General features: G+C 61.1%; 29 protein-coding genes. 22 read left to right on the top strand and 7 right to left on the bottom strand.

Translation table 11 applies throughout. The annotated features are described in order from the left end of the window. Positions 1-445 precede the first annotated feature (445 nt). The 11 genes from RG540_RS04650 to RG540_RS04605 all read left to right on the top strand — a co-directional run bounded on the left by RG540_RS04650 (position 446) and on the right by RG540_RS04605 (position 5995). Positions 446-670: a hypothetical protein gene (locus tag RG540_RS04650; RefSeq protein WP_038541431.1), complete on the top strand. Its 225-nt coding sequence runs from the start codon at positions 446-448 to the stop codon at positions 668-670. An 87-nt stretch (positions 671-757) separates the two neighbouring features. Next, entirely contained in the window at positions 758-1027 is a 270-nt protein-coding gene (locus tag RG540_RS04645; protein ID WP_038585134.1) for a hypothetical protein, read from the top strand. Positions 1028-1116: 89 nt separating this feature from the next. Then, on the top strand, positions 1117-1332 hold the full coding sequence (locus RG540_RS04640) for a hypothetical protein (RefSeq protein WP_038585131.1): 216 nt from the start codon (positions 1117-1119) through the stop codon (positions 1330-1332). Positions 1333-1418: 86 nt separating this feature from the next. Then, entirely contained in the window at positions 1419-1685 is a 267-nt protein-coding gene (locus RG540_RS04635; RefSeq protein ID WP_038585128.1) for a hypothetical protein, read from the top strand. A 106-nt stretch (positions 1686-1791) separates the two neighbouring features. Continuing rightward, a complete protein-coding gene (locus tag RG540_RS04630; RefSeq protein ID WP_038585125.1) occupies positions 1792-2076 on the top strand; it encodes a hypothetical protein in 285 nt (94 codons plus the stop codon). Between the two features lie 85 nt (positions 2077-2161). Next, complete coding sequence (locus RG540_RS04625; protein WP_038585122.1) at positions 2162-2422, top strand: hypothetical protein; 261 nt, start codon at positions 2162-2164, stop codon at positions 2420-2422. Positions 2423-2875: 453 nt separating this feature from the next. Next, positions 2876-3172, top strand: coding sequence for a hypothetical protein (locus RG540_RS04620; RefSeq protein WP_038585118.1), 297 nt, complete (start codon positions 2876-2878; stop codon positions 3170-3172). Positions 3173-3498: 326 nt separating this feature from the next. Further along, a complete protein-coding gene (locus tag RG540_RS32275; protein ID WP_157884579.1) occupies positions 3499-3669 on the top strand; it encodes a hypothetical protein in 171 nt (56 codons plus the stop codon). A 71-nt stretch (positions 3670-3740) separates the two neighbouring features. Further along, positions 3741-5243 (top strand): AMP nucleosidase, encoded by a 1503-nt coding sequence (gene amn, locus RG540_RS04615; protein ID WP_038585115.1) that lies wholly within the window; start codon positions 3741-3743, stop codon positions 5241-5243. A gap of 48 nt (positions 5244-5291) precedes the next feature. Beyond that, entirely contained in the window at positions 5292-5570 is a 279-nt protein-coding gene (locus RG540_RS04610) for a type II toxin-antitoxin system VapB family antitoxin (RefSeq protein WP_038585112.1), read from the top strand. Beyond that, positions 5567-5995: a type II toxin-antitoxin system VapC family toxin gene (locus tag RG540_RS04605; protein WP_038585109.1), complete on the top strand. Its 429-nt coding sequence runs from the start codon at positions 5567-5569 to the stop codon at positions 5993-5995. The genes RG540_RS04610 and RG540_RS04605 overlap by 4 nt, the downstream gene beginning before the upstream one ends. On the opposite strand, the gene RG540_RS04600 is transcribed toward RG540_RS04605, so the two are convergent. Next, entirely contained in the window at positions 5992-6954 is a 963-nt protein-coding gene (locus RG540_RS04600; RefSeq protein WP_038585106.1) for a lysylphosphatidylglycerol synthase transmembrane domain-containing protein, read from the bottom strand. The two genes, RG540_RS04605 and RG540_RS04600, sit on opposite strands and share 4 nt — an antisense overlap. Before the next feature lie 85 nt (positions 6955-7039). Between RG540_RS04600 and RG540_RS04595 the strand changes: the two genes are divergently transcribed. Together RG540_RS04595 and RG540_RS04590 are read left to right on the top strand one after the other, a co-directional pair. Then, on the top strand, positions 7040-8059 hold the full coding sequence (locus tag RG540_RS04595) for a glycosyltransferase family 2 protein (protein ID WP_038585103.1): 1020 nt from the start codon (positions 7040-7042) through the stop codon (positions 8057-8059). Then, the gene (locus RG540_RS04590) at positions 8043-9542 is read left to right on the top strand and encodes an ArnT family glycosyltransferase (protein WP_051909240.1); all 1500 of its coding nucleotides are present in this window, start codon (positions 8043-8045) and stop codon (positions 9540-9542) included. The genes RG540_RS04595 and RG540_RS04590 overlap by 17 nt, the downstream gene beginning before the upstream one ends. A 163-nt stretch (positions 9543-9705) precedes the next feature. Here the strand turns inward: RG540_RS04590 and RG540_RS04585 are convergent, their stop codons facing one another. Next, positions 9706-11073, bottom strand: coding sequence for an aspartate aminotransferase family protein (locus RG540_RS04585; RefSeq protein ID WP_038585100.1), 1368 nt, complete (start codon positions 11071-11073; stop codon positions 9706-9708). 84 nt (positions 11074-11157) lie between these two features. On the opposite strand from RG540_RS04585, the gene RG540_RS04580 reads away from it, so the two are divergent. Next, entirely contained in the window at positions 11158-12492 is a 1335-nt protein-coding gene (locus tag RG540_RS04580) for a glutamine synthetase family protein (RefSeq protein WP_038585097.1), read from the top strand. On the opposite strand, the gene RG540_RS04575 is transcribed toward RG540_RS04580, so the two are convergent. Then, complete coding sequence (locus RG540_RS04575; protein ID WP_038585095.1) at positions 12489-13199, bottom strand: hypothetical protein; 711 nt, start codon at positions 13197-13199, stop codon at positions 12489-12491. The genes RG540_RS04580 and RG540_RS04575 overlap by 4 nt on opposite strands. 405 nt (positions 13200-13604) lie before the next feature. On the opposite strand from RG540_RS04575, the gene RG540_RS04570 reads away from it, so the two are divergent. Continuing rightward, positions 13605-14348 carry a GGDEF domain-containing protein gene (locus RG540_RS04570; RefSeq protein WP_038585092.1) on the top strand — a complete coding sequence of 248 codons (744 nt, stop codon included), beginning with the start codon at positions 13605-13607 and terminating at the stop codon, positions 14346-14348. Between the two features lie 39 nt (positions 14349-14387). On the opposite strand, the gene RG540_RS04565 is transcribed toward RG540_RS04570, so the two are convergent. Beyond that, positions 14388-15326, bottom strand: a complete 939-nt coding sequence (locus tag RG540_RS04565; protein ID WP_038585090.1) for a diacylglycerol/lipid kinase family protein — start codon at positions 15324-15326, stop codon at positions 14388-14390. A 272-nt stretch (positions 15327-15598) separates the two neighbouring features. Between RG540_RS04565 and RG540_RS04560 the strand changes: the two genes are divergently transcribed. Further along, entirely contained in the window at positions 15599-16840 is a 1242-nt protein-coding gene (locus tag RG540_RS04560; RefSeq protein WP_038585087.1) for an MFS transporter, read from the top strand. Here RG540_RS04560 and RG540_RS04555 read toward each other — a convergent pair whose 3' ends face one another. After that, positions 16841-17236, bottom strand: a complete 396-nt coding sequence (locus tag RG540_RS04555; RefSeq protein ID WP_038585085.1) for a winged helix-turn-helix transcriptional regulator — start codon at positions 17234-17236, stop codon at positions 16841-16843. It lies immediately after the preceding gene. A gap of 123 nt (positions 17237-17359) precedes the next feature. Here RG540_RS04555 and RG540_RS04550 point away from each other — a divergent pair, with 123 nt between their 5' ends. Then, a complete protein-coding gene (locus tag RG540_RS04550) occupies positions 17360-18376 on the top strand; it encodes a zinc-binding alcohol dehydrogenase family protein (protein WP_038585082.1) in 1017 nt (338 codons plus the stop codon). A gap of 75 nt (positions 18377-18451) precedes the next feature. On the opposite strand, the gene RG540_RS04545 is transcribed toward RG540_RS04550, so the two are convergent. After that, a complete protein-coding gene (locus tag RG540_RS04545; RefSeq protein WP_038585079.1) occupies positions 18452-19063 on the bottom strand; it encodes a L,D-transpeptidase in 612 nt (203 codons plus the stop codon). Between the two features lie 192 nt (positions 19064-19255). On the opposite strand from RG540_RS04545, the gene RG540_RS04540 reads away from it, so the two are divergent. Together RG540_RS04540 and RG540_RS04535 are read left to right on the top strand one after the other, a co-directional pair. Next, on the top strand, positions 19256-19489 hold the full coding sequence (locus RG540_RS04540) for a type II toxin-antitoxin system VapB family antitoxin (protein WP_038541378.1): 234 nt from the start codon (positions 19256-19258) through the stop codon (positions 19487-19489). Then, positions 19486-19851, top strand: coding sequence for a type II toxin-antitoxin system VapC family toxin (locus tag RG540_RS04535; protein ID WP_038585076.1), 366 nt, complete (start codon positions 19486-19488; stop codon positions 19849-19851). The genes RG540_RS04540 and RG540_RS04535 overlap by 4 nt, the downstream gene beginning before the upstream one ends. A 6-nt stretch (positions 19852-19857) precedes the next feature. Here RG540_RS04535 and RG540_RS04530 read toward each other — a convergent pair whose 3' ends face one another. Then, a complete protein-coding gene (locus RG540_RS04530) occupies positions 19858-21534 on the bottom strand; it encodes an electron transfer flavoprotein-ubiquinone oxidoreductase (RefSeq protein WP_038585073.1) in 1677 nt (558 codons plus the stop codon). A 258-nt stretch (positions 21535-21792) separates the two neighbouring features. Here RG540_RS04530 and RG540_RS04525 point away from each other — a divergent pair, with 258 nt between their 5' ends. The 3 genes from RG540_RS04525 (at position 21793) to RG540_RS04515 (ending at position 23376) form a co-directional block, all read left to right on the top strand. Further along, the gene (locus RG540_RS04525) at positions 21793-22581 is read left to right on the top strand and encodes an SDR family oxidoreductase (protein WP_038585071.1); all 789 of its coding nucleotides are present in this window, start codon (positions 21793-21795) and stop codon (positions 22579-22581) included. 122 nt (positions 22582-22703) lie between these two features. Next, positions 22704-23072: a hypothetical protein gene (locus RG540_RS04520; protein ID WP_038541369.1), complete on the top strand. Its 369-nt coding sequence runs from the start codon at positions 22704-22706 to the stop codon at positions 23070-23072. A 100-nt stretch (positions 23073-23172) separates the two neighbouring features. Beyond that, a complete protein-coding gene (locus RG540_RS04515) occupies positions 23173-23376 on the top strand; it encodes a hypothetical protein (RefSeq protein ID WP_038585069.1) in 204 nt (67 codons plus the stop codon). Positions 23377-23524: the final 148 nt, after the last annotated feature.

Raw genomic sequence — 23524 nt, 5'->3', positions numbered from 1 at the left:
CACCATGATCACGGAAACGGCATCGGATTTGACCGCCAAGTCCGGTGGATTTTTGGATGTCACAGTTTTGTGAAAAGCTTGAATAGGCCTTGAACGCAATTTTTGCCACATAGAAGTCTCAAAAAAGCCTTGTTCTGCCAAAATACACACGCAGGCGCTGCAAATTCTGTCAGACCTATCTATGCACTTGATATACATAGATAATTATCTTACCAAACCGTAACTTAATCGGTTTATTTGCGGCAATTTCAAAAAAAATTAGCTTGCTTAGCACTTTTAGCGTGCATTTTTAAAAGCCGATTTTGGTTGTCAACGTTTCGTTGACAGCAGTCGTCAAAAGTGGGGCTTTCGGATCGAACCGATCGGTCCGATATCAGCATCGCAAACAGAAATTCACTCTGGTTCGCCCCAAGACCGAACCGAACATACTCCAAGGATAAAGACAATGACCAAGATCACATCCGCATTCGCCGCTGCTCTTATCGCTTCGGCTTCTTTCGCTTCCGTCGCCCTTGCTGAAGGCGACTATTATGAAGGCGCCTCCAAGGCCTCCGCTACTGTCGACCACGTTCAGACCGGCAGCATTGCGAAGGATCAACAGGCCGCCAACCAGATCCAGGCTCCGATCGGCCGCGGCGACTATTATGAAGGCGCAAATCGCCCGAACTAACCGCAGCTCATTCAAAACACCGAAACAATAATCCGCAGCCAGGTCGCAAACTTTGAAGCCGCGGAACACTCTGAAGGGACTACCATCATGACCAGGATCACTTCCGCTATCGCCGCAGCCCTCATCGCTTCGGCTTCCTTCGCCACCGCCGCTCTTGCTGAGGGCAACTATTACGAAGGCGTCACCCCGCCGTCGGCTGGCCAGCAGCATCCGTCAATACATCAGAATACCCAGGGTTCGGCCAGCTACGGTTACACGGGCTCGGTCTCCAACGCTCAGGGTTCAAACCAGTCGTTCGACGGCACGGTCACCCTGAACCACGGCGACTATTATGAAGGTGCAGTTCGTCCGAACTAACTGCAGCTCACGCAAGATACCGAAACAAACAATCCGCAGGCCAGGTCGCAAACTCATGAGCCGCGGAACACTCTGAAGGGACTACCACAATGACCAAGATCACTTCCGCTATCGCCGCAGCCCTCATCGCTTCGGCTTCCTTCGCTTCCGTCGCTCTCGCTGAAGGCGACTATTACGAAGGCGCCTCCAAGGTTTCCGTCACGACCGACCAGGTCCAGACCGGCAGCATCGGTCAGAAGGCCGAAGCCCAGAAGGCAGACGTCAACAGCGGCGACTATTTCGACGGCGCAAACCGCCCGAACTAACCGCAGACGTTCAAGACACATAAACAATTTCCGCAGGCCAGGTCGCAAACTGATGCGCCGCGGAACACTCTGAAAGGACTACCATCATGACCAGGATCACCTCCGCTATCGCCGCAGCCTTCATCGCTTCGGCTTCGTTCGCCACCGCCGCTCTTGCCGAAGAAGGCGATTATTACGAAGGCGCACAGCCCACCCAGCAGGCTCAGTCCGTCCAGGGCGCCCGCGTCGATAGCTTCGGCTACACCGGTTCGATCGCTCGCGCTCAGGGCTCCGCCCAGTCGAACCAGTCGTTCGACGGCACGGTCACCCTGAACCGGGGCGACTATTACGAAGGTGCAGTTCGCCCGAACTAATTGAAAGTTCGCCCGAGCTACTCCGCAAGTCATCCAAGACAACCACATCCGCAGGCCAAGGTCGCAAACTTTAAAGCCGCGGGTCACTCTGAAAAGGAATAGGACCATGTCCAAGATCACTTCGACGATCGCTGCTACGCTGATCGCTACCGCTTCCTTCGCCACGGCCGCCCTTGCCAGCGGCGGCACATACTACGAAGGCGCCGTCGAACCGGCTCCCAGCCAGTCGGTTGCCTCCAGCCATCAGGCGGCTCCGAAGGCCCAGCATCCGGGCGTCAGCTACGGCCACACGGGCTCGGTCTCCAGCGCCCAGGGTTCGAGCCAGTCCTTCGACGGCACGGTCACCCTGAACCGTGGCGACTACTACGAAGGCGCAGTTCGTCCGAACTAACCGCCGTTATTCAAAATACTAAACATATGTCCGCAGGCCGGGTCGCAAACTCACTGCCGCGGGCAACTCTGAAAGGCATAAGACAATGACCAAGATGACTTCCGCACTCGCCGCAGCCCTGTTTGCTTCGGTTTCGTTCGCCGGTGCAGCACTTGCTGAAGGCGACTATTACCAGGGCGTTCAGAAGACTGCGCCTTCCGTCTCCACCTCCATCGATCGCACCAACACCGGCAGCATCGATCGCCAGGACGGCAAGCTTCCGTTCAACAATGGCGGCGGACGGGATAACCGTATCTCCGATCTGGACAGCGGCGACTACTACAGCGGCGCAAATCGCCCGAACTAATTCTTGAGTTCGCTCGCGATCGATAATCGCACAGAGGCTTTGCCCCGTGCGGGATCGGACAGACTGAAAAGATATGGAAAAATGAAATACCAGCCGCTTGCGCGGCTGGTATTCGCAGTTCATTCAAGACACCGATTGGAAAGACGGGTCGCAATCGTCTTTCCGGTGCGTGGGTGGCAGGACTCTGAAACCAGCCACCGTCTTCAAGATTAAGTGAAGCTTTTCCACGAATCAATCACGTTGATGCTCTTCTTCGTGAGATTCCTGCATTTGGCAGCGCACGGCCCGGTTTTCGCGGTATTTCAGGCTTTTTCACCGCCTAGACGAAAAACCCTTAGTGGCAACTCCGCTCCATTTCTATTGGAACGATCCGTCCTTCCAGGGATTTCTATCTTCGGCGGAGCGATGCGACTATCGCTTCGCACCATAAGAACAGATGGAAAGGACAGGACAATGAAAACCTATCTGACGTCCGGTATTGCCGCTCTTATCATTTCGGCAGGTTATACTGGTGCCGCCATGGCACAGGATGCCGTCTATCCTGACCCGAACGGCCTGCCGCAGTCGCCGCCGACCATCCAGCAGGATCGCGGCCGGGATCGTGGCCAGGGCGTTGATACCATGTCGACCGGCAGCATCTATCCGGGCACCGGCTACATGTATAACAATAATACCAGCGGCAATGCCGATCTGGATGGTGGACAGGACGAAGGCGACTACTACGACGGTACGTTGCGTCCGCATAACTAAGCAGTTGCTTCAAGATACCGCATCTCGCGCAGGTCGCAGCCAATGCACGGGATGACGTCTCCACCGATAGAACCAATTTCAAAGCCGGCCCTCACGGGTCGGCTTTTTCGCGATCGGCATTGGCTTCGAAGACGCATGGCGACATCCGATCACCTGGTGACGGCGCGCGGTCATGGTTCCGGCAAGGACGCCGTCATGTGCGGCTATTCAAACGCCCGTTCTGTTCCGCCGGCGTTAACCATTCTGAACCCAGGATGAAGCCCTCTCTCAGCACGCATTCAGCCCCGCGCCTTTATTCTGCCGCCATTGGCTTTGGGGAGAGAACCATGACCGTCCTCGCACGTCGCCTGACAATCGTAACGCTGATCATGACCATTTTCGCATTTGCCTTTGCCGCGCTTGTCGCAGCTCCGGCGCGCAACGATCTGCGCGTGCATCTCGGCACGACCGTGCCTTGCTATCATCCCGCGACGCCGAACTGCGTCGCGGCGCTTTAAAACTCATGGATCAATCGGCACAAGCCTTCTGACGTCGTTTGATTGTTATTGAGTTCCCACTATAATAGCGCATGAACACACGAATCTTTTCCCTATCCCCGCTCTCCTTCATCAGCCCGAGCCCGGTCGAGCCGCGCGCTTTCGACAATCCGGTCGAGGCGGTCGATGCCCTGACCGAGCTCTACGAGCGCAACACGCGGTTCCTGATCGAGGCGTTCGGAGCGCTTGCCGACGGCGCCGCCGTGACCGGCCGCTACCGCGCCTGCTATCCGCAGGTCAGCATCGAGACGACCTCATTCGGACACGCCGACTCGCGCCTCTCCTACGGCCATGTGTCGTCCCCCGGCGTCTATACGACGACCATCACCCGGCCAAAACTGTTCCGGCATTACCTCAAGGAACAGCTCGGCCTGCTGATGCGCAACCACAGCGTTCCGGTGACGATTTCCGAATCGACTACGCCGATCCCGCTGCATTTCGCTTTCGGCGAAGGTGCGCATGTGGAAGCGTCGGCGACCAGTTCACTCGCCGACATTTCGCTGCGCGATCTCTTCGACACGCCGGATCTCAACAATACCGACGACCTGATCGCCAATGGCGAATACGACCAGGTGCCTGGCGAGCCGGCGCCGCTTGCGCCGTTCACCGCCCAGCGGATCGACTATTCGCTGGCGCGGCTCAGCCACTACACCGCGACCAGTGCCGATCACTTCCAGAACTTCGTGCTGTTCACCAACTACCAGTTCTACATCGATGAATTCGCGGCCTGGGCCCGTGAGATGATGGCAAAGGGCGGCGACGGCTACACGGCCTTCGTCGAGCCCGGCAATATCGTCACGCTTGCCGGCGGCGACAAACCGGAAACCGATGCGGTCGTCCGCCTGCCGCAGATGCCTGCCTATCATCTGAAGAAGAAGGGGCATGCCGGCATCACGCTCGTCAATATCGGTGTCGGGCCTTCGAACGCCAAGACGATTACCGACCATATCGCCGTGCTGCGCCCGCATGCCTGGCTGATGGTCGGCCACTGCGCCGGCCTGCGCAACAGCCAGCGCCTGGGTGACTATGTGCTGGCGCATGCCTATGTGCGCGAAGACCATGTGCTCGACGACGACCTGCCGGTGTGGATCCCGATCCCGGCACTTGCCGAAGTGCAGCAGGCGCTGGAAAGCGCCGTCGAGGAAGTCACCGGCTACCAGGGTTTCGAGCTCAAGCGGATCATGCGCACCGGTACGGTCGCGACGATCGACAACCGCAACTGGGAACTGCGCGACCAGCGCGGGCCGGTGAAGCGGCTCTCCCAGTCGCGCGCCATCGCGCTGGACATGGAATCGGCGACCATCGCAGCGAACGGTTTCCGCTTCCGTGTGCCCTATGGGACGCTGCTCTGCGTCTCCGACCGGCCGCTGCACGGCGAACTGAAACTGCCCGGCATGGCAACCGCCTTCTACCGCACCCAGGTCAGCCAGCACCTGCAGATCGGCATCCGCGCCGTTCAGAAGCTTGCAGCCATGCCGACCGAGACACTGCATTCGCGCAAGCTGAGAAGCTTTTATGAGACGGCGTTTCAGTGACGGCGCCATAATTTAGGACTATATTCTGGACTCTCAGGAGGGCTCCCGATGCGCATGTCCTTAAATATCGACGACGACCTCTTGAACGAGGCGAAGGAAATCACCGGCTTGCCGACGACGGCAACCGTGGAGGAGATCCTTCATCATCTGGTCACGAACGAACGCCGACGCCGCGCTTTCAAGGAGCTTGAAGGCATGGGCTGGGATGGCCCTCATCACAGCCGGCCGACCTTCGAGACCCTGGCATCCGAATTTCGAGCCCTGACCGCCAATCGCGACCATACGCCCTCCGAAATGCTGATGCGCGAAGGACGCCAAGAACGGTGACGACCTTCGTCGTCGACGCAAGCGTCGTCATCAAATGGGTCATCCAGGAGACAGGGACTTCCGAGGCGCTGTCCCTACTCGACGGCAATGCGCTGATTGCCCCGGATCTGATCCTTGTCGAATGCGCCAACATCCTCTGGAAGAAGGTACGGCGGAGAGAGCTTTCCGCCGTAGAGGCACATTTCGGCGCCCGGCTCATCGAGGGCTCGGACCTGCAATTGCGAGAAATGCTACCGATCTTGAACGCCAGTCTCGAACTCGCGATCGAACTCGATCATCCGGCTTATGACTGCATCTATCTGGCCCTTGCGCTGAAGGAAAACCTTCGCTTCGTCACTGCGGATGAAAGCCTCATTCGCAAGCTGCGGCAAAGCGCCGACAAGAGACTTCGGGACATGGCGGTATCGCTGAGCGAACTGGCCTAGCCGCGATCGCGTGTCGGCCGCGCCACCAGCAAGGACAGCGCCGTCCCCACCAGCGACGAGATGATCACCAGCAGATGCGTGTTGACTGCCGCTTGGCCGAGTTCCGCCAAGGGCAGCCCGGCCGTGCCGGCGCCGAAGGCGATGGCGCCGGCGGTGATGCCGGCGGGATAGGTGCCGACGCCGGCGGGGGCGTGGACGGGAAGCACCGAAGAGAGTTCGCCGCCGAGGGCGCCGCCGAAGCTTGCAGCGGTAGACAAGCCGCCGAGCAGGCCAAGCACCCAGGCGAGCACGGCAATCTTGGTGAACCAGTTGATCAGCGTCGCGCCCCAGGCGCGGGCGAAGGCTTTCGCATCGAGCGGCAGGCCGGCTTCGACCTCGTCGAGCAGCTTTTTCGCCTTGTCCGGCAGAACCTTGGCCGCAAGACGGAATGCTTGGCCGCGCAGCGCGAAGGCGATGGCGGGAAGGATGAGGAAGGCGAGCCAGAGTGCCCAGGCCCAGAGTTTTCCCGTCTGCAGCGCCAGCCCGGTGCCGGCAGCGGCGAGCAGGGCATGCAGGTCGAAGAGGCGCATGACGAACAGCGCGGCGGTTCCGCGGGCGACGCCGAGGCCGAATTCACGCTTCATCAGCAGCGGAAAGCTCGCCTCGCCGGTGCGGAAGGGCAGCATGATGTTCAACAGGTTATGGACCTGGACGAGCCTCAGCAGCGTGCCGAAATGACCGCCGGTTTCGGCCGGGAAATAGTCGTAGATACGCCAGGTGCGCAGGACATAGGTACCGAGCAGCAGCACGAGCGCTATTGCCGCTGAGCCCCAGCCGGCGCTGCTCCACAAAGACACGACGCTCTGCCAGCCCCAGACCCACTGGATGAAAGCGGCGTAGACGAGGATGATCGACACCGTTCCGAGCGTCATCGCGTGGCGAATTATCCACGCCCGGCTGGCAACCGGAGAATTCTTCATATAGTAGGGTGCCCCATGTGATATTCCGGGTTTTGCCGCCATCGAGGCGTGCCGTTTCAAGCCCGTGGTTTAGGAGAAACGCAAGGTGCGTACAACAGCAGAGTCGGTGACGGGCCTCATCGAGACGGCCGAGCCGATCGAACTGTCTCTGGTCGTGCCGCTCTTCAACGAAGAAGAAAGCGTGCGCCCGCTGATCGAGCGGATCTGCGTGGCGATGGATAACTACGCCGCGACCTGGGAACTCATTCTGGTCGACGACGGCAGCACCGATGCGACGATCGCCAATGCCCGCGAAGCGCTGAACCGCCCCGGCCTAGACCTGAAGATCGTCGCGCTGCAGCGCAATTTCGGCCAGACGGCCGCCATGCAGGCCGGCATCAACCAGGCCGAAGGACGGTTGATCGCCACGCTCGACGGCGACCTGCAGAACGACCCGAAGGACATTCCGGGGATGGTTGCGGAATTGGAACGCCGCGAACTCGACCTTCTCGTCGGCTGGCGCAAGAACCGCCAGGACGGGCTGCTGTTGCGCAAGGTGCCCTCCTTCATCGCCAACCGGCTGATCGGCCGGATCACCGGCGTGCGGCTGCATGATTACGGCTGTTCCCTGAAGATCTATCGCGGATCAGTGATCAAGCAGGTCAAGCTGATGGGCGAGATGCACCGCTTCATTCCGGCCTGGGTTGCCGGCGTGGTGCCGAGCTCGCGGATCGGCGAGATGCCGGTGACCCACCATGCGCGCCAGCACGGGGTTTCGAAATACGGCATTTCCCGCACCTTCCGGGTTATTCTCGATCTTCTGTCGGTGATGTTCTTCATGCGCTTCAAGGCGCGGCCAGGACATTTCTTCGGCTCGCTCGGCCTCGGGCTCGGCGCGCTGTCTGCGATCATCCTCTTCTACCTGTTCATCGACAAGTTCGTCATGGGCAACGACATCGGTACGCGGCCGCTGTTCCTCATCGGCGTCATGCTGTTCCTGTCGGCAGTGCAGATGATCACCACCGGCATTATCGCGGAAATGATCGCCCGCACCTATTACCGCGATGACAACTCGCTCAGCTACATCGTCAGGGAAGTCTATGAGGGCGATGCGGCGCATCAGTGACGCGCTTGCCCGCCGTCCCCACCTCATCCTCTGGCTGATCGCTGCATATTATGTGCTCGCGGTCATCCTTCGGGTGCTGCGATCGGAGGCGCTCGAAAGCGACGAGGCAGAACAGCTCTACCAGTCGCAGTTCCTGCTGATGGGGTACGGCCGCCAGCCGCCGTTCTACAACTGGCTGCAATACGGGATCGTCCACCTGATCGGCCCGTCGATCCTGGCGATCGCCCTGGTCAAGAACCTGCTGCTGTTTCTCACTTGTGCGGTCTATGGGCTGGCGGCGCGGGTGTTGCTGAAGGACCAGAGGCTGGTCGCCGTCGCCATGATCGGGGTGATCGCCATGCCGGCGGTCAGCGTCATGGCGCAGCGGGACCTGACGCACGCGATCGCCACGCTGTTTGCCGTCGCGCTGTTCTTCTGCGGTTTCCTCAAGACGCTGACGCGGCCGAGCCTGTGGACGTATCTGCTGACCGGCATTGCGGTCGGGTTCGGGCTGATCGCCAAGTATAATTTCGTCATCGTACCGGTTGCGGCAATCCTCGCGATCCTGCCGGAACCGGACCTGCGCAAGCGCATCCTCGACTGGCGGCTGATCCCAGCACTTGCCGTGGTCGGAGTGATCTGCCTGCCGCACGGGCTGTGGGTGCTCGGAAACCTCAGCGAAGCGACGGCGGGGACGATCAAGGCGATGCGGGAAGATGCATCGGGCAACCCCATCCTCGACCGGCTGTCCGGCATCGGCACGCTTTTCGTCGCAATACTGACCGGCGGGCTGCCGGTGCTCGCCTTTTTCCTGATCGCCTTCCGGCGGTCGCTGGTCGATGCATGGCGAGCGACGAACCACTGGACGCGGGTGATTGGCCGGACGCTCGTCATTTGCTTGATCGCGGTCGGGTTGATCGGGCTCGGTTTTGGAGCCACCAGCATCAGCGAAAAATGGCTGTCGCCCTTCCTGGTTCTGCTGTCGCTCTATCTCTGCCTGAAGCTGGAAGCCGCCAATGCGGAGACGAGCCGCAGCATTCCGCGGCTGCTGTTTCCGGTGGCCGTGCTGGCGCTCGGCTTCGTCGTCTATATCGCGCTCGGCAATGTCATCGGCCCGATATTCGGCAATTACACGAAGGAAAACCTGCCGTCCGGGCGGTTCATCGAACAGGCGGTGGCGGAGCATGCCGGCGCCAAGCCCGCCTATGTGATCACCGCCGACCCCTATCTTGCCGGAAGCGCCCGGCTGGAACTGCCGCAGGCCCGCGTGCTGCTGCAAAGCTTCGGGCAGACGCCGCCGCTCGGCGAGGCGGAGAGAAGCCAGCCGGGGCTGATCGTCTGGCAGGAAAGCGGTGATACGCTCGATGCCCTCAGGCCTTATCTGCAGGCGAACGGGATTGCGGCGGAAAGATTGACGCCGGCGACCAAGGCCGTGCCCTATCTCTTCTCCGGTGGGCGGAACAGCGTCACGTTTGGGTATGCCTGGGTGGAGCCGGGCACATAGAGGCCGGCAAACTCCCTCTCCCCCCTTGCGGGGGAGATGTCACCAGAGGTGACAGAGGGGGGGTGGGTCTGCGAACTCAATTGCCGGAGAGTATGCCGCGCCCCCCCTCTTCCCCTGCCGGGGCACCTCCCCCGCAAGGGGGGACATTGAATCGCGGCGGCGCTCACCCGCTGACGCTATCTCTCAGATGATCCAGCGCCGCCCGCAGCTTTTCGATCACTTCGTCCACTTCCGAACGGCTGATCGTCAACGCCGGCGAGGCCAGCATGCGGTCGCCGGTGGCGCGCAGGATGAGGCCATTTTCGAGGCAGTGGTTGCGCACCAGCGAGCCGATATCGTCGGGCTTTGCATATCGGCGGCGGGTGGATTTGTCGGCTGCAAGCTGCAGACCGCCGATCAGGCCGACGCTTTCGGCCTCACCGACCACCGCGTGATCCTCAAGGCTTTTCCACGCGGCGGCAAAATAGGGGCCGATATCGTCGCGGACGCGCTCGACCAGCCCCTCCTCCTCGATGATACGGATGTTTTCCAGCGCTGCGGCGGCGCAGACCGGGTGACCGGAATAGGTGAAGCCGTGGTAGAAATCGCCTAACTCCTCGACCATGACATCGGCGACGCGGTCGCTGACCAGCACTCCGCCGATCGGCAGGTAACCGGAGGAGAGGCCCTTGGCGATCGGGGCAAGGTCTGGCTCGAAGCCGTAATACTGGTGGCCGAACCAATGCCCAAGACGGCCGAAACCGCAGATCACCTCGTCGGCGACAAGCAGGATGTTGCGCGCCTTGCAGATTCGGGCGATTTCCGGCCAATAGGTCTCCGGCGGAATGATAACGCCCCCTGCCCCCTGGATCGGCTCGGCAACGAAGGCTGCGACGCGCTCCTCGCCGAGTTCGTCGATCTTCGCCTCCAGCTCGCGGGCGACCTTCAGGCCGAATTCGGCAGGCGAAAGGTCGCCGCCCTCGGCGTACCAGTAGGGCTGGTTGATGTGGTGGATGCCCTCGATCGGCAGGTTGCCCTGCTCGTGCATCAGCTTCATGCCGCCGAGCGAGGCGCCGGCGACGGTCGAGCCGTGATAGGCGTTCTTGCGGGCGATGACCAAGGTCTTTTCCGGCTTGCCCAAGGCCTTCCAGTAGACCCGCGCCATGCGGAACCAGGTGTCGGTCGCCTCCGAGCCGGAATTGGTGAAGAAGACGCGCTTCAGGTTTTCGCCCGTGTGCGAGGCGATCTTCTGGGCGAGCAGCGCCGCCGGCTCGGTCGTGGTGCCGAAGAAGGTGTTGTAGTAGGGCAGCTCCTGCATCTGCTTGTAGGCGGCATCGGCGATCGACTTGCGGCCGTAACCGACATTGACGCACCAGAGCCCGGCAAAGGCATCGAGATATTTCCTGCCCGTCGAGTCGTAGATATGGACGCCTTCCGCGCGCTGGATGACCCGTGCACCCTTGGCGTTCAACTGCTTCATGTCCGAGAACGGATGGAGGTGATGGGCGGCATCGATGGCGGCGAGATTGGAAAGCGGCGGCATATCGGTCATGACTGTCTCTCTGCCTTAGATTGTGCCGTCAATTCTTATCGGTTACGAACAGAGTTCCGCAACACCCGTCAAAAGACATTCCTCATGGCTTCCGATTCCGCACCGCCCCGCATCGAAATCCTGCTCGTCGGCATGAACGGCGACTTGCGCGGCAAGCAGATCCCGCTCGAAGCCGAAAAGAAGGTCTGGGACGGCACCGTGCGCCTGCCCTCCTCCACCCAATCGCTCGACATCTGGGGCTACGACAATGACGAGATCACCGGGCTTTCCATGTCGATCGGCGATCCCGACGGCCTATGCATTCCCGACAAGCGTAGTCTTGCGCCAATGCCCTGGGCGCCGGAAGGGTCCAAGCAGGTGCTTTCGACCATGCACGAATTCGACGGCACGCCTTCCTTTATGGATCCGCGCGCCATTCTAGCGGCCCTCCTCAAGCGCTTCGAGGAGCGCGGGTTGACGCCGGTCGTGGCGACGGAGCTCGAATTCTACGTGGTGCAGGACGACTGGCGCGAGACCGGCAGGCCGCGACCGCCGGCGAAGCTGACCTATCGCGACCAGCCGAACGGCTTCCAGCTCTACGACATGAGCGCTGTCGATGCGCTCGACGACTACCTGCAGACGGTGCGGACCTGGGCGAAGGCTCAAGGACTGCCGGCGGATGCGACGACCGCAGAATTCGGCCCCGGCCAATTCGAGATCAACCTTCTACACCGCCCCGATGCGCTGGCGGCGGCCGACGATTGCATTTATCTCAAGCGCATTGCCGAACAGGCGGCGAAGAAGCATGGGCTGAAATCCACCTGCATGGCGAAACCCTATGCGGATCACGCCGGATCCGGCCTGCATGTCCATGCAAGCGTCATCGACCGCGACGGCAACAATGTGCTGGACGCGAAGGGCGGCGATCCGGTGCGGCTCAAATCCGTCTGCGCCGGCATGCTGATGACGATGCGGGATGCGCAGCTGATCTTCGCGCCATTCGCCAATTCCTATCGCCGCTTCCAGCCGGGCTCGTTCGCGCCGGTCGATATCGACTGGGGTTTCGGCCATCGCGGCACCGCAGTGCGCATTCCGGACGCTCAAGGGCCGGCCGCCCGCATTGAACATCGCGTCGCCGGCGCCGACGTCAATCCGTATCTGCTGCTGACCGCCATCCTCGGCGGAATGCTTCTTGGGTTGGGTGAAACGCTGGATCCGGGTCCTGCGACCGAACCGGGCAAGGAGCCGCCGGCCGGTACGAAAAAGCTAACGCACGATTTCCTGACGGCAGTCGAGGAGTTTTCCGCCTCGCCCTTCATCGCCGACGTGTTTGGGGCGCGATACCAGAAGCTCTATGGCGACACGAAGCGCAAGGAGGCGATCAGCTACCTGCGCACGGTCTCGGATTTCGACTATCAGACCTATCTGCCGCGGATCTAGGGCTTCATCCATGCTGCGTAGAGAATATCCTTCACGTCAACAAACATAAATACATCGCCTGGCTTGAAGCCGAATGCATCACTCCAGGCGGTGGCATATGAACCGAGTTCCATGTTGAGTTCACGTAAGGCCGTCTCGTCGCCGGTCTTGGCAGCGTTGATCTCCTCCTCCGCCACCGCTTTCATGAGGTCGCTATAGGTGCTGTTCCCCCCGCTGTCGGGAATGAAGACGATGATGCCGCTCTTGTCCTCGAACTTCACCGAAAGCTCGATCTCGTCTTCGGTGAAACGCTCGCGGTTCTTGACGATCATCTGGGGAAGCACGATTGCGAAGAGGTTTTCGCGCGAAATAGCACCGTCATGGGCCTCCTGTTGCTGCTTCACCAGCTGCATGAATTCCCATCCCTTCTCGGAGATCACCTGCTTCAGCGTCTGCTTGACGGCGAGGTCGGTGACCATGAACTGATCCGAGTCGATAAACTCCGCCGCCTCGACGGCCAGTTCGCCCTTGGCGTCCAGCTCCATGAACGCGACGCTGATCGCAAAGGCCGCCTTCAGCGTCTCTTCAGCGGGCTCTCCGGTAATACCGTTCGCCACCTGGACGAGATCGGCTTTCTTTTCCTTGTCTTCGTCAGTTTCGGCAGGCTGCGCGTTCGCCTGCTGAAGGATCAGCAAAGCCGCAGGTTGAACGACGGAGATTGAAGTCATGCCGGCCCTCGTCCGCGACGCACCACCCCTAATGGGCATTGCCGCGATTTGCCGGGCGCTTCATGGCCAGACCAACCAATGATTCTATCAATGGTTGAGAAATTAGGACCCGGGGATTAACGAGATATGAATGGCTGGATGCGAAAGGTTGTATTGCCGGCAGCGAACTCGCTCATATCCCGCTGCCGTCCCGTTCCTGTGTCACGCGTTCCTGCGGCTGGTTGACCAGCACGGTCAGTTCGCCTGCGTGGACCGACAGCACTGCCTCACCATAAACAGTGACGATCTGTGGTAGCGGGACTAGGCATCGGCCGCACAGGATCGATGTTTAAGCGAATGTTTCAACCTATCTTAAATTCATGAGGCCTAAGGAAGCTGGATATTTGAAGTCTTGCGGCACATCCGATGCGTATTGTTATCGCCAAGTCACTCTTTACCGGACTGTTATCCCTGCTCGCATCTCTGGCTCTATCGTTTGCCTTCGTTCCGATGCTGGGCGGGGAAGTAGCCGGTGCCGGCCTGGTGATGACCATCGTTTGCCCGCTTGCCATCTCTATCCCCGCCTCGGCCGTGCTTTACAGCCAGTCGGAACGAATCCGGCGTGCGGAAGCCATGGCTTCTGACGCCCTCGCCAAACTGGCAGCTGCCTACGAGGAACTTCACCGGCAGTCCCGCCACGACGGATTGACGGGGCTGTTGAACCGCAGCGCCTTCATGGAAGAACTGCAGACATTCAGCCGGGAGGGTGTAACCGGAGCCCTTATTTTTCTGGATCTCGACCACTTCAAATCGATCAACGATCGCCACGGCCATGCAGCCGGTGACGAGGTCCTTCGCCGCACCGGGCAGATACTCGCCACGTATGACGGGCAATTCAACATAGCGGGCCGCCTCGGAGGGGAAGAATTCGCTCTGTTTCAAGGTGGCCTGACCGTCGACGAGATGTTGAGGTGGTGCGAGGATATTCGAGAGCTCATCGAAGGCATGGATGTGCGCTCCGCCTCACGATCGAGTGTGCCGGTATCGGCCAGCATCGGAGCTATCCACTGTGCTCCGGGCTTCGATCCTCATGGATGTCTCAGAGCCGCCGATATAAATCTATACGAGGCAAAATCGCTCGGGCGAAATCGGGTGGTTTCATCCATCTGAAGAGGCGGCAGAACGGTTCGGATACCGCCTCGAACTCGCTCAGATGCCGCTGCCGTCCCGTTCCTGTGTCACGCGTTCCTGCGGCCGGTTGACCAGCACCGTCAGCTCGCCCGCATGGATCTTCAGGAGCACATCGCGATCCATCGGCAGCAATTCGCCGTCGATGACGCAGCGGATATCGTGGCGCTCGCGGGGGAAATGCAGTTCCAGTTCGGTCACCGTCATCGCGGTGACGGCAGCGTTTTCCTTCAGCCGGCCGCGCATGATATCGAAAGTCAGCCGCGCCACGCCCGCCGGCGTCAGCGGATCGGCGACATAGAAGCCGAGATGGCCGCCGGTCAGGCTGTCGGCAAACATCAGCGGGTCGCGGCCGAATTCGTTGTTGGAGACGGAGATGGCCGAGACCCTGCGGTGCCCAACCTTGCCGCCCGCATTGTACTCCACCTCGAATTCCGGCGGATTGAACATGACGCCGATCGCCGCCCGTGTGCTCGCGCGTATCTTGCCAAGCCGCGAGGCAAAGGTCATCGAATTGCGGTACCGCACCATGCGCGCATGCATGCCGGCGGAAAACTGGTGCACGAAGCTCTTGCCGTTGGCGCTGGCGATATCGATGTTTTCCGGCCGCGCCTGCGCCAACGCATCCAGCACCTGCCAGATATCGAGCGGCAGTTTCAGCGAGCGGGCGAACAGGTTCATGGTGCCGGCCGGCACGACGCCAAGTGCGATGCTGCTTTTCCAGGCGATGCCGGCAGCCGCCGAGATCGTGCCGTCGCCGCCGCCGGCGATCAACCCTTCGACGCCTCGCGTCGAGGCCGCCTTTTCCATGGTCGCGACCACGTCCTTGCCGGACACTACATGGCATTCGATCTCGTGACCGGCCGCCTTGAACGTCTCGACTGCTCGAGCGCAATAGGCGTCCATGTCGGTGGTTCGGAAGGTACCGCCATCGCGGTTGAAGACGGCAAAGAGGTTCATCTGATCTCGCTTGCAGAGGAGCGGATTTGGCGCGGGACAACGGCCCATCAGAGAAATGGTTGCGACCGGCAGCTTTATCAACAAGCCCGCCGTCGCTTCAGGGAAAAACTCACAATCCCGTGAGGGGGACGCCTGAATAAGTGGCGGATACTACCGCAATGCACAATGCCATGCTAATTTCAAGTTCGGTCATTTCGGTGACCCGCTCACCTCCAGAGCGGGTGGATGTCTCCCACATCCTACCCGCGTCTTTTTCCAGCAGATTCAACGTTATGACCGATACTGCCGCCGATTTTCAATCCGCACGGGACCGTTCGGAAGCCCAAGACTTTGATAGTGCACCCGCTCTTTCGCGGCTCGCCGTCATCCTGATCGAGATCGCATTGGCGGTCGGAGGCTTCGGTATCGGCACCGGCGAATTCGCGATCATGGGCCTGCTGCCGGATGTCGCCGCGACCTACCAGGTCAGCATTCCGATGGCGGGCTACGTGATCAGCGCCTATGCCCTTGGTGTCGTCATCGGCGCGCCGATCATCGCGGTCGCCGCTGCCCGGATGACGCGGCGGTCGCTGCTGCTGATCCTGATGACGGTGTTTGCACTCGGCAATATCTTGAGCGCCGCCGCCCCGGATTTCTGGAGCTTTACGGCGCTGCGCTTTATCACCGGCCTGCCACATGGCGCCTATTTCGGGGTCGCAGCGCTCGTTGCCGCCTCGATGGTGCCGCCCAACAAGCGCGCCCGCGCCGTCGGCCGGGTGATGCTCGGCCTCACCGTCGCCACCCTGGTCGGCACGCCGATCGCCACCTTCATGGGACAAATACTCAACTGGCGCGCCGCCTTCTTTCTGGTCGGCGGCATCGGCGTCGTGACCGTGGCGCTGCTCTGGTATTTCCAGCCGCGCGACACGGTGCAGGAAGGCGCCGGCATCTGGCGCGAGCTGAGCGCCTTCGGCCGCACGCAGGTGTGGCTGACGCTCGGCATTGCCGCGGTCGGCTTCGGCGGCATGTTCTCGGTGTTCAGCTACATAGCCTCGACCACGACGGTGACGGCCGGAATGTCGGTCGGCATGGTGGCGATCGTGCTGACGCTGTTCGGCATCGGCATGAATGTCGGCAATATCATCGGCTCGCGGCTGGCCGACCTGTCGCTCAAGGGCACGATCGGCGGCGTGATGCTGTTCAACATCGTCGTCATGGGCGCCTTCGGCCTGTGGGCGCAATATCCGGCCGTGCTCTGCCTCTGCGTCTTCCTGATCGGCTGCGGGTTTGCCGCCGGACCCGCGCTGCAGACGCGGCTGATGGATGTCGCCGCCGACGCGCAGACGCTGGCCGCCGCCTCCAACCATTCGGCCTTCAACATCGCCAATGCACTCGGCGCCTGGCTCGGCGGGCTGGTGATTGCCTGGGGATGGGGTTTCGCCGCGACCGGCTATGTGGGAGCGGTGCTATCGTTGCTCGGCTTCGGCGTATTCGCGATCTCAGCGGCGCTCGACCGGAAGGTCGCCGCGGCCTGATCAGGCCGCCCTCGATGGCTTTTCAGCCTCCGGCATGACCATGTACTTTTTGCCGCCTTCGCAGATGACGTGTTCCTTGCCCCAGAGGCGAAGCGCGGCGATGACCGGTTCCAGGCTGCGGCCGATCGGCGTCAGCGCATAATCGACGCGCGGCGGCACGACCGGGAATACGGTGCGGGACAGCAAGCCTGCCTCTTCCAGTTCCCGCAGCTGCTTGGTCAGCATGCGCTGGGTGACCGCCGGAATGCGGCGGCGCAGTTCGTTGAAGCGCAACGTGCCGTCTTCCAGCAGATGATAAAGGATGACGCCCTTCCATTTCCCGTCGAGGAAACTCAGGGTCGATTCCACCGGGCAGCCTGGGAAATTGCCAGTGAGCTTGGCGCGGGGTTTCGACATGGTCAGCGTCCTTTCGCGGTATACTTTTCGGTACTATAGACCAAAAATGTGCATTCTTGCGCTCTCTGAACATAGACGCCATCTAGTCTCCGGACAACAGGACACAAACCAAGGAGACGTTCCATGCGCGCCGTCGGCTTCAACACGCCCCAGCCCATCACCGCCGAAACCTCGCTGATCGACATCGAGCTGCCCATGCCGGAGGCGGCGGGCCGCGACCTGCTGGTCGAGATCAGGGCGATCTCGGTCAATCCGGTCGATACCAAGGTGCGCCGCTCGGCACCGGTCGAACCCGGCCAGCACCGGATCCTCGGTTATGATGCTGCCGGCGTGGTCAAGGCGGTCGGCCCGGGCGTCAAGCTCTTCAAGCCGGGCGACGAGGTCTATTATGCCGGCGTGATCAACCGGCCGGGCACCAATGCGGAATTCCATCTGGTCGACGAGCGCATCGTCGGCTTCAAGCCGAAGACCCTGAGCTTCGAGGAAGCAGCCGCCCTGCCGCTGACGGCGATCACCGCCTACGAGACGCTGTTCCATCGCATGAAGGTGCAGGACAAGGTAGCGGGCGCCTGGAACGCGGTGCTGGTCATCGGTGGCGCTGGCGGAGTCGGCTCGATCGCCATCCAGCTCCTGCGCGAACTGTCGGACGTGACGGTCATCGGCACCGGCTCGCGGCCGGAGACGCAAGCGTGGATCAAGGAACTCGGCGCCCACCACGTGCTCGACCATTCGAAGCCGATGGCGCCGCAACTTGCCCAGATGGCGATCGGCGCGCCCGCCTTCGTCTTCTCCACGACCCATACGGAAAACCATCTCAAGGATATCCTGGAGCTGATCGCACCGCAGGGCCGCCTGGCGCTGATCGACGACCCGAAGGAGCCGATGGACCTGCGCGCCTTCAAGAGCAAGGCGCTGTCGGTGCATTGGGAGATGATGTTCGCGCGTGCCGTCTTCCAGACCGCCGACATGATCGAGCAGCACAAGCTTTTGAACCACGTCGCGGAACTGGTCGATGCCAAAAAGATCCGGACGACGCTTGCCGAAACGCTGGGGCCGATCAACGCCGCAAACCTGAAGAAGGCGCATGCGATGGTCGAAAGCAATCGCACCAAGGGCAAGCTCGTGCTTTCGGGCTTCTGACGCAGCCCTGTGAAAGAAACAAAGAAAGCCCGCCGTGGCTGAAACGGCGGGCTTTCTTAGCGGCCTGGCGGTGGATCAGGCCTGGATGACAACGACCTTGGCGCCGACATTGACGCGGCTGTAGAGATCGACGACGTCATGGTTCATCATGCGGATGCAGCCGCTCGACATAGCAAGCCCGATCGATTGCGGCTGGTTGGTGCCATGGATGCGGAAATGCGTGTCGTTGCCGCCGCGATAGAGATACATGGCGCGGGCGCCAAGCGGATTGTTCGGGCCGCCAGGCATGCCGCCTGCGAGTTTCCGGTACCGCTCCTCGCGGCGCTGCATGTTTTCCGTCGGGGTCCAGGTCGGCCATTCGGCCTTGCGGCCGACATAGGCATTGCCGGCAAGCGCCAGTCCGGCACGGCCGACGCCGACGCCATACCGGATCGCGCGGCCGTTGCCGAGAATGTAATAGGCGCGGCGGGCCGGCGTGTCGACGACCACGGAGCCGGCGGCATGCGGGGTGACATAGGCGACTTCCGTGCGGCGCAGCTCCGGCTTAATGTTCTCTACCGGTACGGTCTTCAACGGGAACTGTTCGTTGGGCAGCGCTGCGTAATTCGTCTGATCATTGATGGTGGAAGCGCAGCCGGCAAGCAGAAGCGGCAGACCGCCAAGAAAGCCGCGACGGGAAATCGACATGAATGTGTCCTTGATGCGTCGAGAAGATGACGCCGAATTTAAGAATATTATGGTTAATGAAGTGCTAAACGGGTGATTGAAGCAGTCATCACGAACGCGTCAGAAGGACGCTGAGGTAGAGATGCTACGTACCATGCCTGTGTTGAGATAGGCATCATTTGATGCTATCTTTGATGCAGCAGGAGATAAGCCATGCGCACGACGGTGACGATCGATGATAAATTGCTCGCAAGAGCTCAAGAAGTCACTGGCATCAAGGAGCGATCCCTCCTTTTGAAGGAGGCCTTGACGCGGCTGATTCAGGAAGAAGCTGCGCGTCGCCTTATCGCGCTGGGGGGAAGCGCGCCCGATTTGGAAGCCCCGCCCAGGCGGCGGTGGAACCTTGACGGGACATGGGGAGGATCAGATTGGGATAAATCGGAGTGATCCTGCTCGACACCTCGATCTGGATTGATCATCTCCGAAAGCGCGAGGAGGCTGTTGAATTTCTTCTGAAACGAAAGCAGATTCTCGTGCATCCTTTCGTCATCGGGGAAGTGGCCCTCGGCCCGATGCCACGCTACGATCTTGTTCTACAGTCCCTCTCGGAATTGCCTCAAGCGCTAGTAGCCAGCGACCCTGAGGTTCTCTTGCTCATCAGACAGCACTCTCTCATGGGAAGCGGCGTCGGCTATGTCGACGCACATCTATTGGCGTCGACCAAGTTGCACGAAGGTACCCGACTGTTAACCCGCGACAAACGCCTCGCGCGGATCGCGACCGCGCTCGGCATCGGGTACGAGCCTTAACCAGCCTCACATATTCGGATAAACCGGCCCTTCGCCGCCCTGCGGTGGAACCCAGTTGATGTTCTGGTTGGGGTCCTTGATGTCGCAGGTCTTGCAGTGGACGCAGTTCTGGGCGTTGATCACGTAGACTTCTTCGCCGCCCTTCTCCACCCACTCGTAGACGCCGGCCGGACAGTAGCGCGTCGACGGGCCGCCATAGACTTCCAGCTCCGAGCGCTTCTGCAGGTCCATGTCCTTTACTTGCAGATGAACCGGCTGGTCTTCCTCGTGGTTGGTGTTCGACAGGAAGACCGAAGACAGGCGGTCGAAGGTCAAGACGCCGTCCGGCTTCGGGTAGTCGATCTTCTTGTGCCGGGCTGCCGGTTCCAGCGAGGCTGCGTCGGTCTTGCCGTGTTTCAGCGTGCCGAAGATCGACAGGCCGAACAGCTGGTTGGTCCACATGTCGAGGCCGCCGAGCGCGATGCCAAGGCCGGTGCCGAGTTTCGACCAGAGCGGCTTGACGTTGCGCACCCGCTTCAGGTCCGTGCCGATCGGCGTCGAGCGCCATTCGGCCTCGATCTCGATCACCTCGTCATTGGCGCGGCCGGCTTCGATTGCCTTGGCGATGTTGTCGGCGGCGAGAATGCCGGACAGGACGGCGTTGTGGCTGCCCTTGATGCGCGGCACGTTGACGAGGCCGGCGGAACAGCCGATCAGCGCGCCACCCGGGAAGGTCAGTTTCGGCACCGACTGGTATCCGCCCTCGGTGATGGCGCGGGCGCCGTAGGAAAGGCGCTTCGCGCCCTCGAACGTTCCGCGGATCGCGTCATGCGTCTTGAAGCGCTGGAATTCCTCGAACGGATAGAGATACGGGTTCTTGTAATTCAGGTGCACCACGAAGCCGACGGCGACGAGGTTGTCCTCCAGGTGATAGAGGAACGAACCGCCGCCGGTCTTCATGCCGAGCGGCCAGCCGAACGAGTGCTGCACTAGGCCCAGACGATGGTTTTCCGGCTTCACCTGCCAGAGTTCCTTGACGCCGATACCGTATTTCTGGGGCTCGCGATCCTTCTGCAGGTCGAACCGCAGGATCAACTGCTTGGCGAGCGATCCGCGCACGCCTTCGCCGATCAACGTGTATTTGCCAATCAGTTCCATGCCGCGGGTAAAGGCCGGGCCGGGCTCGCCATTCTTCTCGACGCCCATGTCGCCGGTGGCGACGCCCTTGACGGCGCCGTTCTCGTCGTAGAGCACTTCGGTGGCGGCAAAGCCTGGATAGATTTCGACGCCCAAGGCTTCCGCCTTTTCGGCGAGCCAGCGACAGACGTTTCCGAGCGAGACGATGTAGTTGCCGTGATTGTTCATCAGCGGCGGCATCATGAAGTTCGGAAGGCGGATTGAGCCGGCCGGCCCTAAGAACAGGAAGTGGTCGGCGGTGACCGGGGTCTTGAACGGATGACCGTCCTCGTCGCGCCAGCCGGGCAGCAGCGCGTCGATGCCCACCGGATCGACGACCGCGCCAGACAGGATATGGGCGCCGACTTCCGAACCCTTTTCGAGCACGACGACGGTCAGGTCCGGATTGACCTGTTTCAGGCGGATCGCCGCCGAAAGCCCCGCAGGACCCGCGCCGACGATCACCACGTCGAATTCCATGCTCTCGCGCTCTGGCAATTCGTGGACAGGAAGTTCTTGCTCGCTCATATCCAACTCCGCTCGCCGGCCCCTTCCGGCTTTATTCAGGCAACCTGTTTGACAAAACCGCCCCGGCTTGTCGAGGCGGGAAAACGTCCTCCGCCTTGTCATTCGCGCAAATGGAGTTTCGGTTTTCTCATATTACGTTTACGTACACGTCAGTTATAGGCACCGAACCGCAGAAAGCAAGATCGGCCTTTCGCAGCCTTCTGTCGCTGCTATAAAGGCCCGACAACCGATCACAGGAATTGGGGAAGGAACAGAACCATGGATCTCGGTCTCACCGGTAAACGCGCCCTCGTGCTCGCCTCGTCGCGCGGACTCGGCCTCGGCATTGCCAAGGCGCTTGCAAGCGAAGGCGCACACGTTCTCCTCGTCGGCCGCTCCGGCGACCGGCTGGCGGAAAACTGCAAGGCGATCAATGCCGAAGGCAAGGGCAAGGCCGACTGGGTCTGGGGCGATCTCGCCGAAGAGAATTTCGTCGAGGCGACGAAGGCCGCGGTCAAGGAGAAGCTCGGCGGCATCGACATCCTGGTCAACAATACCGGCGGCCCGACGCCGGGTACCGCGGAAGAAATGACTGCCGATAAGCTCGACATCTTCTTCCAGTCCATGGTTCTGCGCGTCATCACGCTCACCAACGCCTTCCTGCCGCAGATGAAGGAACAGGGCTGGGGGCGCATTCTCACCTGCGCCTCGTCGGGTGTCTACGAGCCGATCGCCAACCTTGCGCTGTCCAACACCCTGCGCTCGGCGCTGGTCGGCTGGAACAAGACGATCGCCACCGAAGTGGCGGGGTTCGGCATTACCTGCAACATGCTGCTTCCCGGCCGCATCCATACCGACCGCATCGATGAACTCGACGGCGCCAATGCCAAGCGCACCGGCAAATCGGTGGAGGAAATCCGCTCCGCCTCGCTGAAGACCATTCCCGCCGGCCGGCTTGGCAGGGTCGAGGAATTCGCAGCCGCCGGTGCTTTCCTCTGCTCGGTCCCGGCAAGCTATGTCACCGGCACGATGCTCCGGGTCGACGGAGGCGCGTCGCGTTCGATCTGATCTTCGGACCGTTAAACTGAGGTCGTTAAACATTAAATCGAATTGAGCTGCCGCTGTTGGCGGTATCTCAATTCGCCTCAGCTAAGAGGCAAGCCGGCCCCCAAAATTAAAGGATCGCCGGCATGATCGAAAGTGTTTCGGGGGCGACCGAAGCTGCATCGCCCAGTATCCCCTCCGCCGTGCCTCACGTCGCGGCGCCTTCGGCAGCCTCCTCGGCTGCCTCGATCTCGGCGACGCTTGCGGCCGGACAGGTCGCGACATATGCAGGCACCTGGGAAGCAGCAACCCGGCACGCAGCCGAGACTTCGGCGATCTCCAGCCGGCCGGGCATGATGCATGCGCGAAGCCTTGAGGCCGTGGACGATGTTGTGGTCCGCAACCTCCTCGACAGCCTGTCTCCATCGAGTCGCATCGCCGGCAGCTTCTTCCTGGCCGACGGCGAGGAACCAGCGCCACGCTCGCTGATCGCCACCTATTACGAAGATGTCTGACCGGACACGGTTCGGGACGATGTGACATCACGCAAATTCGTTTCGCGGGAGCACCCGCTCAAGCCTATGATCTCCAGACCCTGTCCTCGGAGACTTTTCGATGAAATTCACTCGACTTGCGCTTTCGATCATCGGCGCCCTGCTGGTCGTGCTCGGCCTCATCTGGATCGGCCAGGGCAGCGGCGCCTTCCCCTATCCCGCCAGCAGTTTCATGATCAACCAGACGCCCTGGATCATCAGGGGCGCCATCGCCGCGATCGTCGGCGTCGTTGTCATCTGGGGCGCCCGGCGGTTTCTGCGCTAGCTGCGGCGAGCGCAGTTCAGCGGCGCATCCAGAAGGCGAGAAAGATTAACTCCAGTTCATCTAAGCCCTTCATTACAAACCTTTAATCCGCTTTCACCGGTTAGTGAGCCGGTCACTCAAAACTTGTCTTTTTTGCGCCGCAATAGGG

Source organism: Neorhizobium galegae bv. orientalis str. HAMBI 540 (genome assembly GCF_000731315.1).
GTDB classification, from domain to species: Bacteria; Pseudomonadota; Alphaproteobacteria; order Rhizobiales; family Rhizobiaceae; genus Neorhizobium; species Neorhizobium galegae.
Note: the sequence above shows the minus strand (reverse complement) of the source record. Positions and strands in the feature narration are given on the sequence as shown.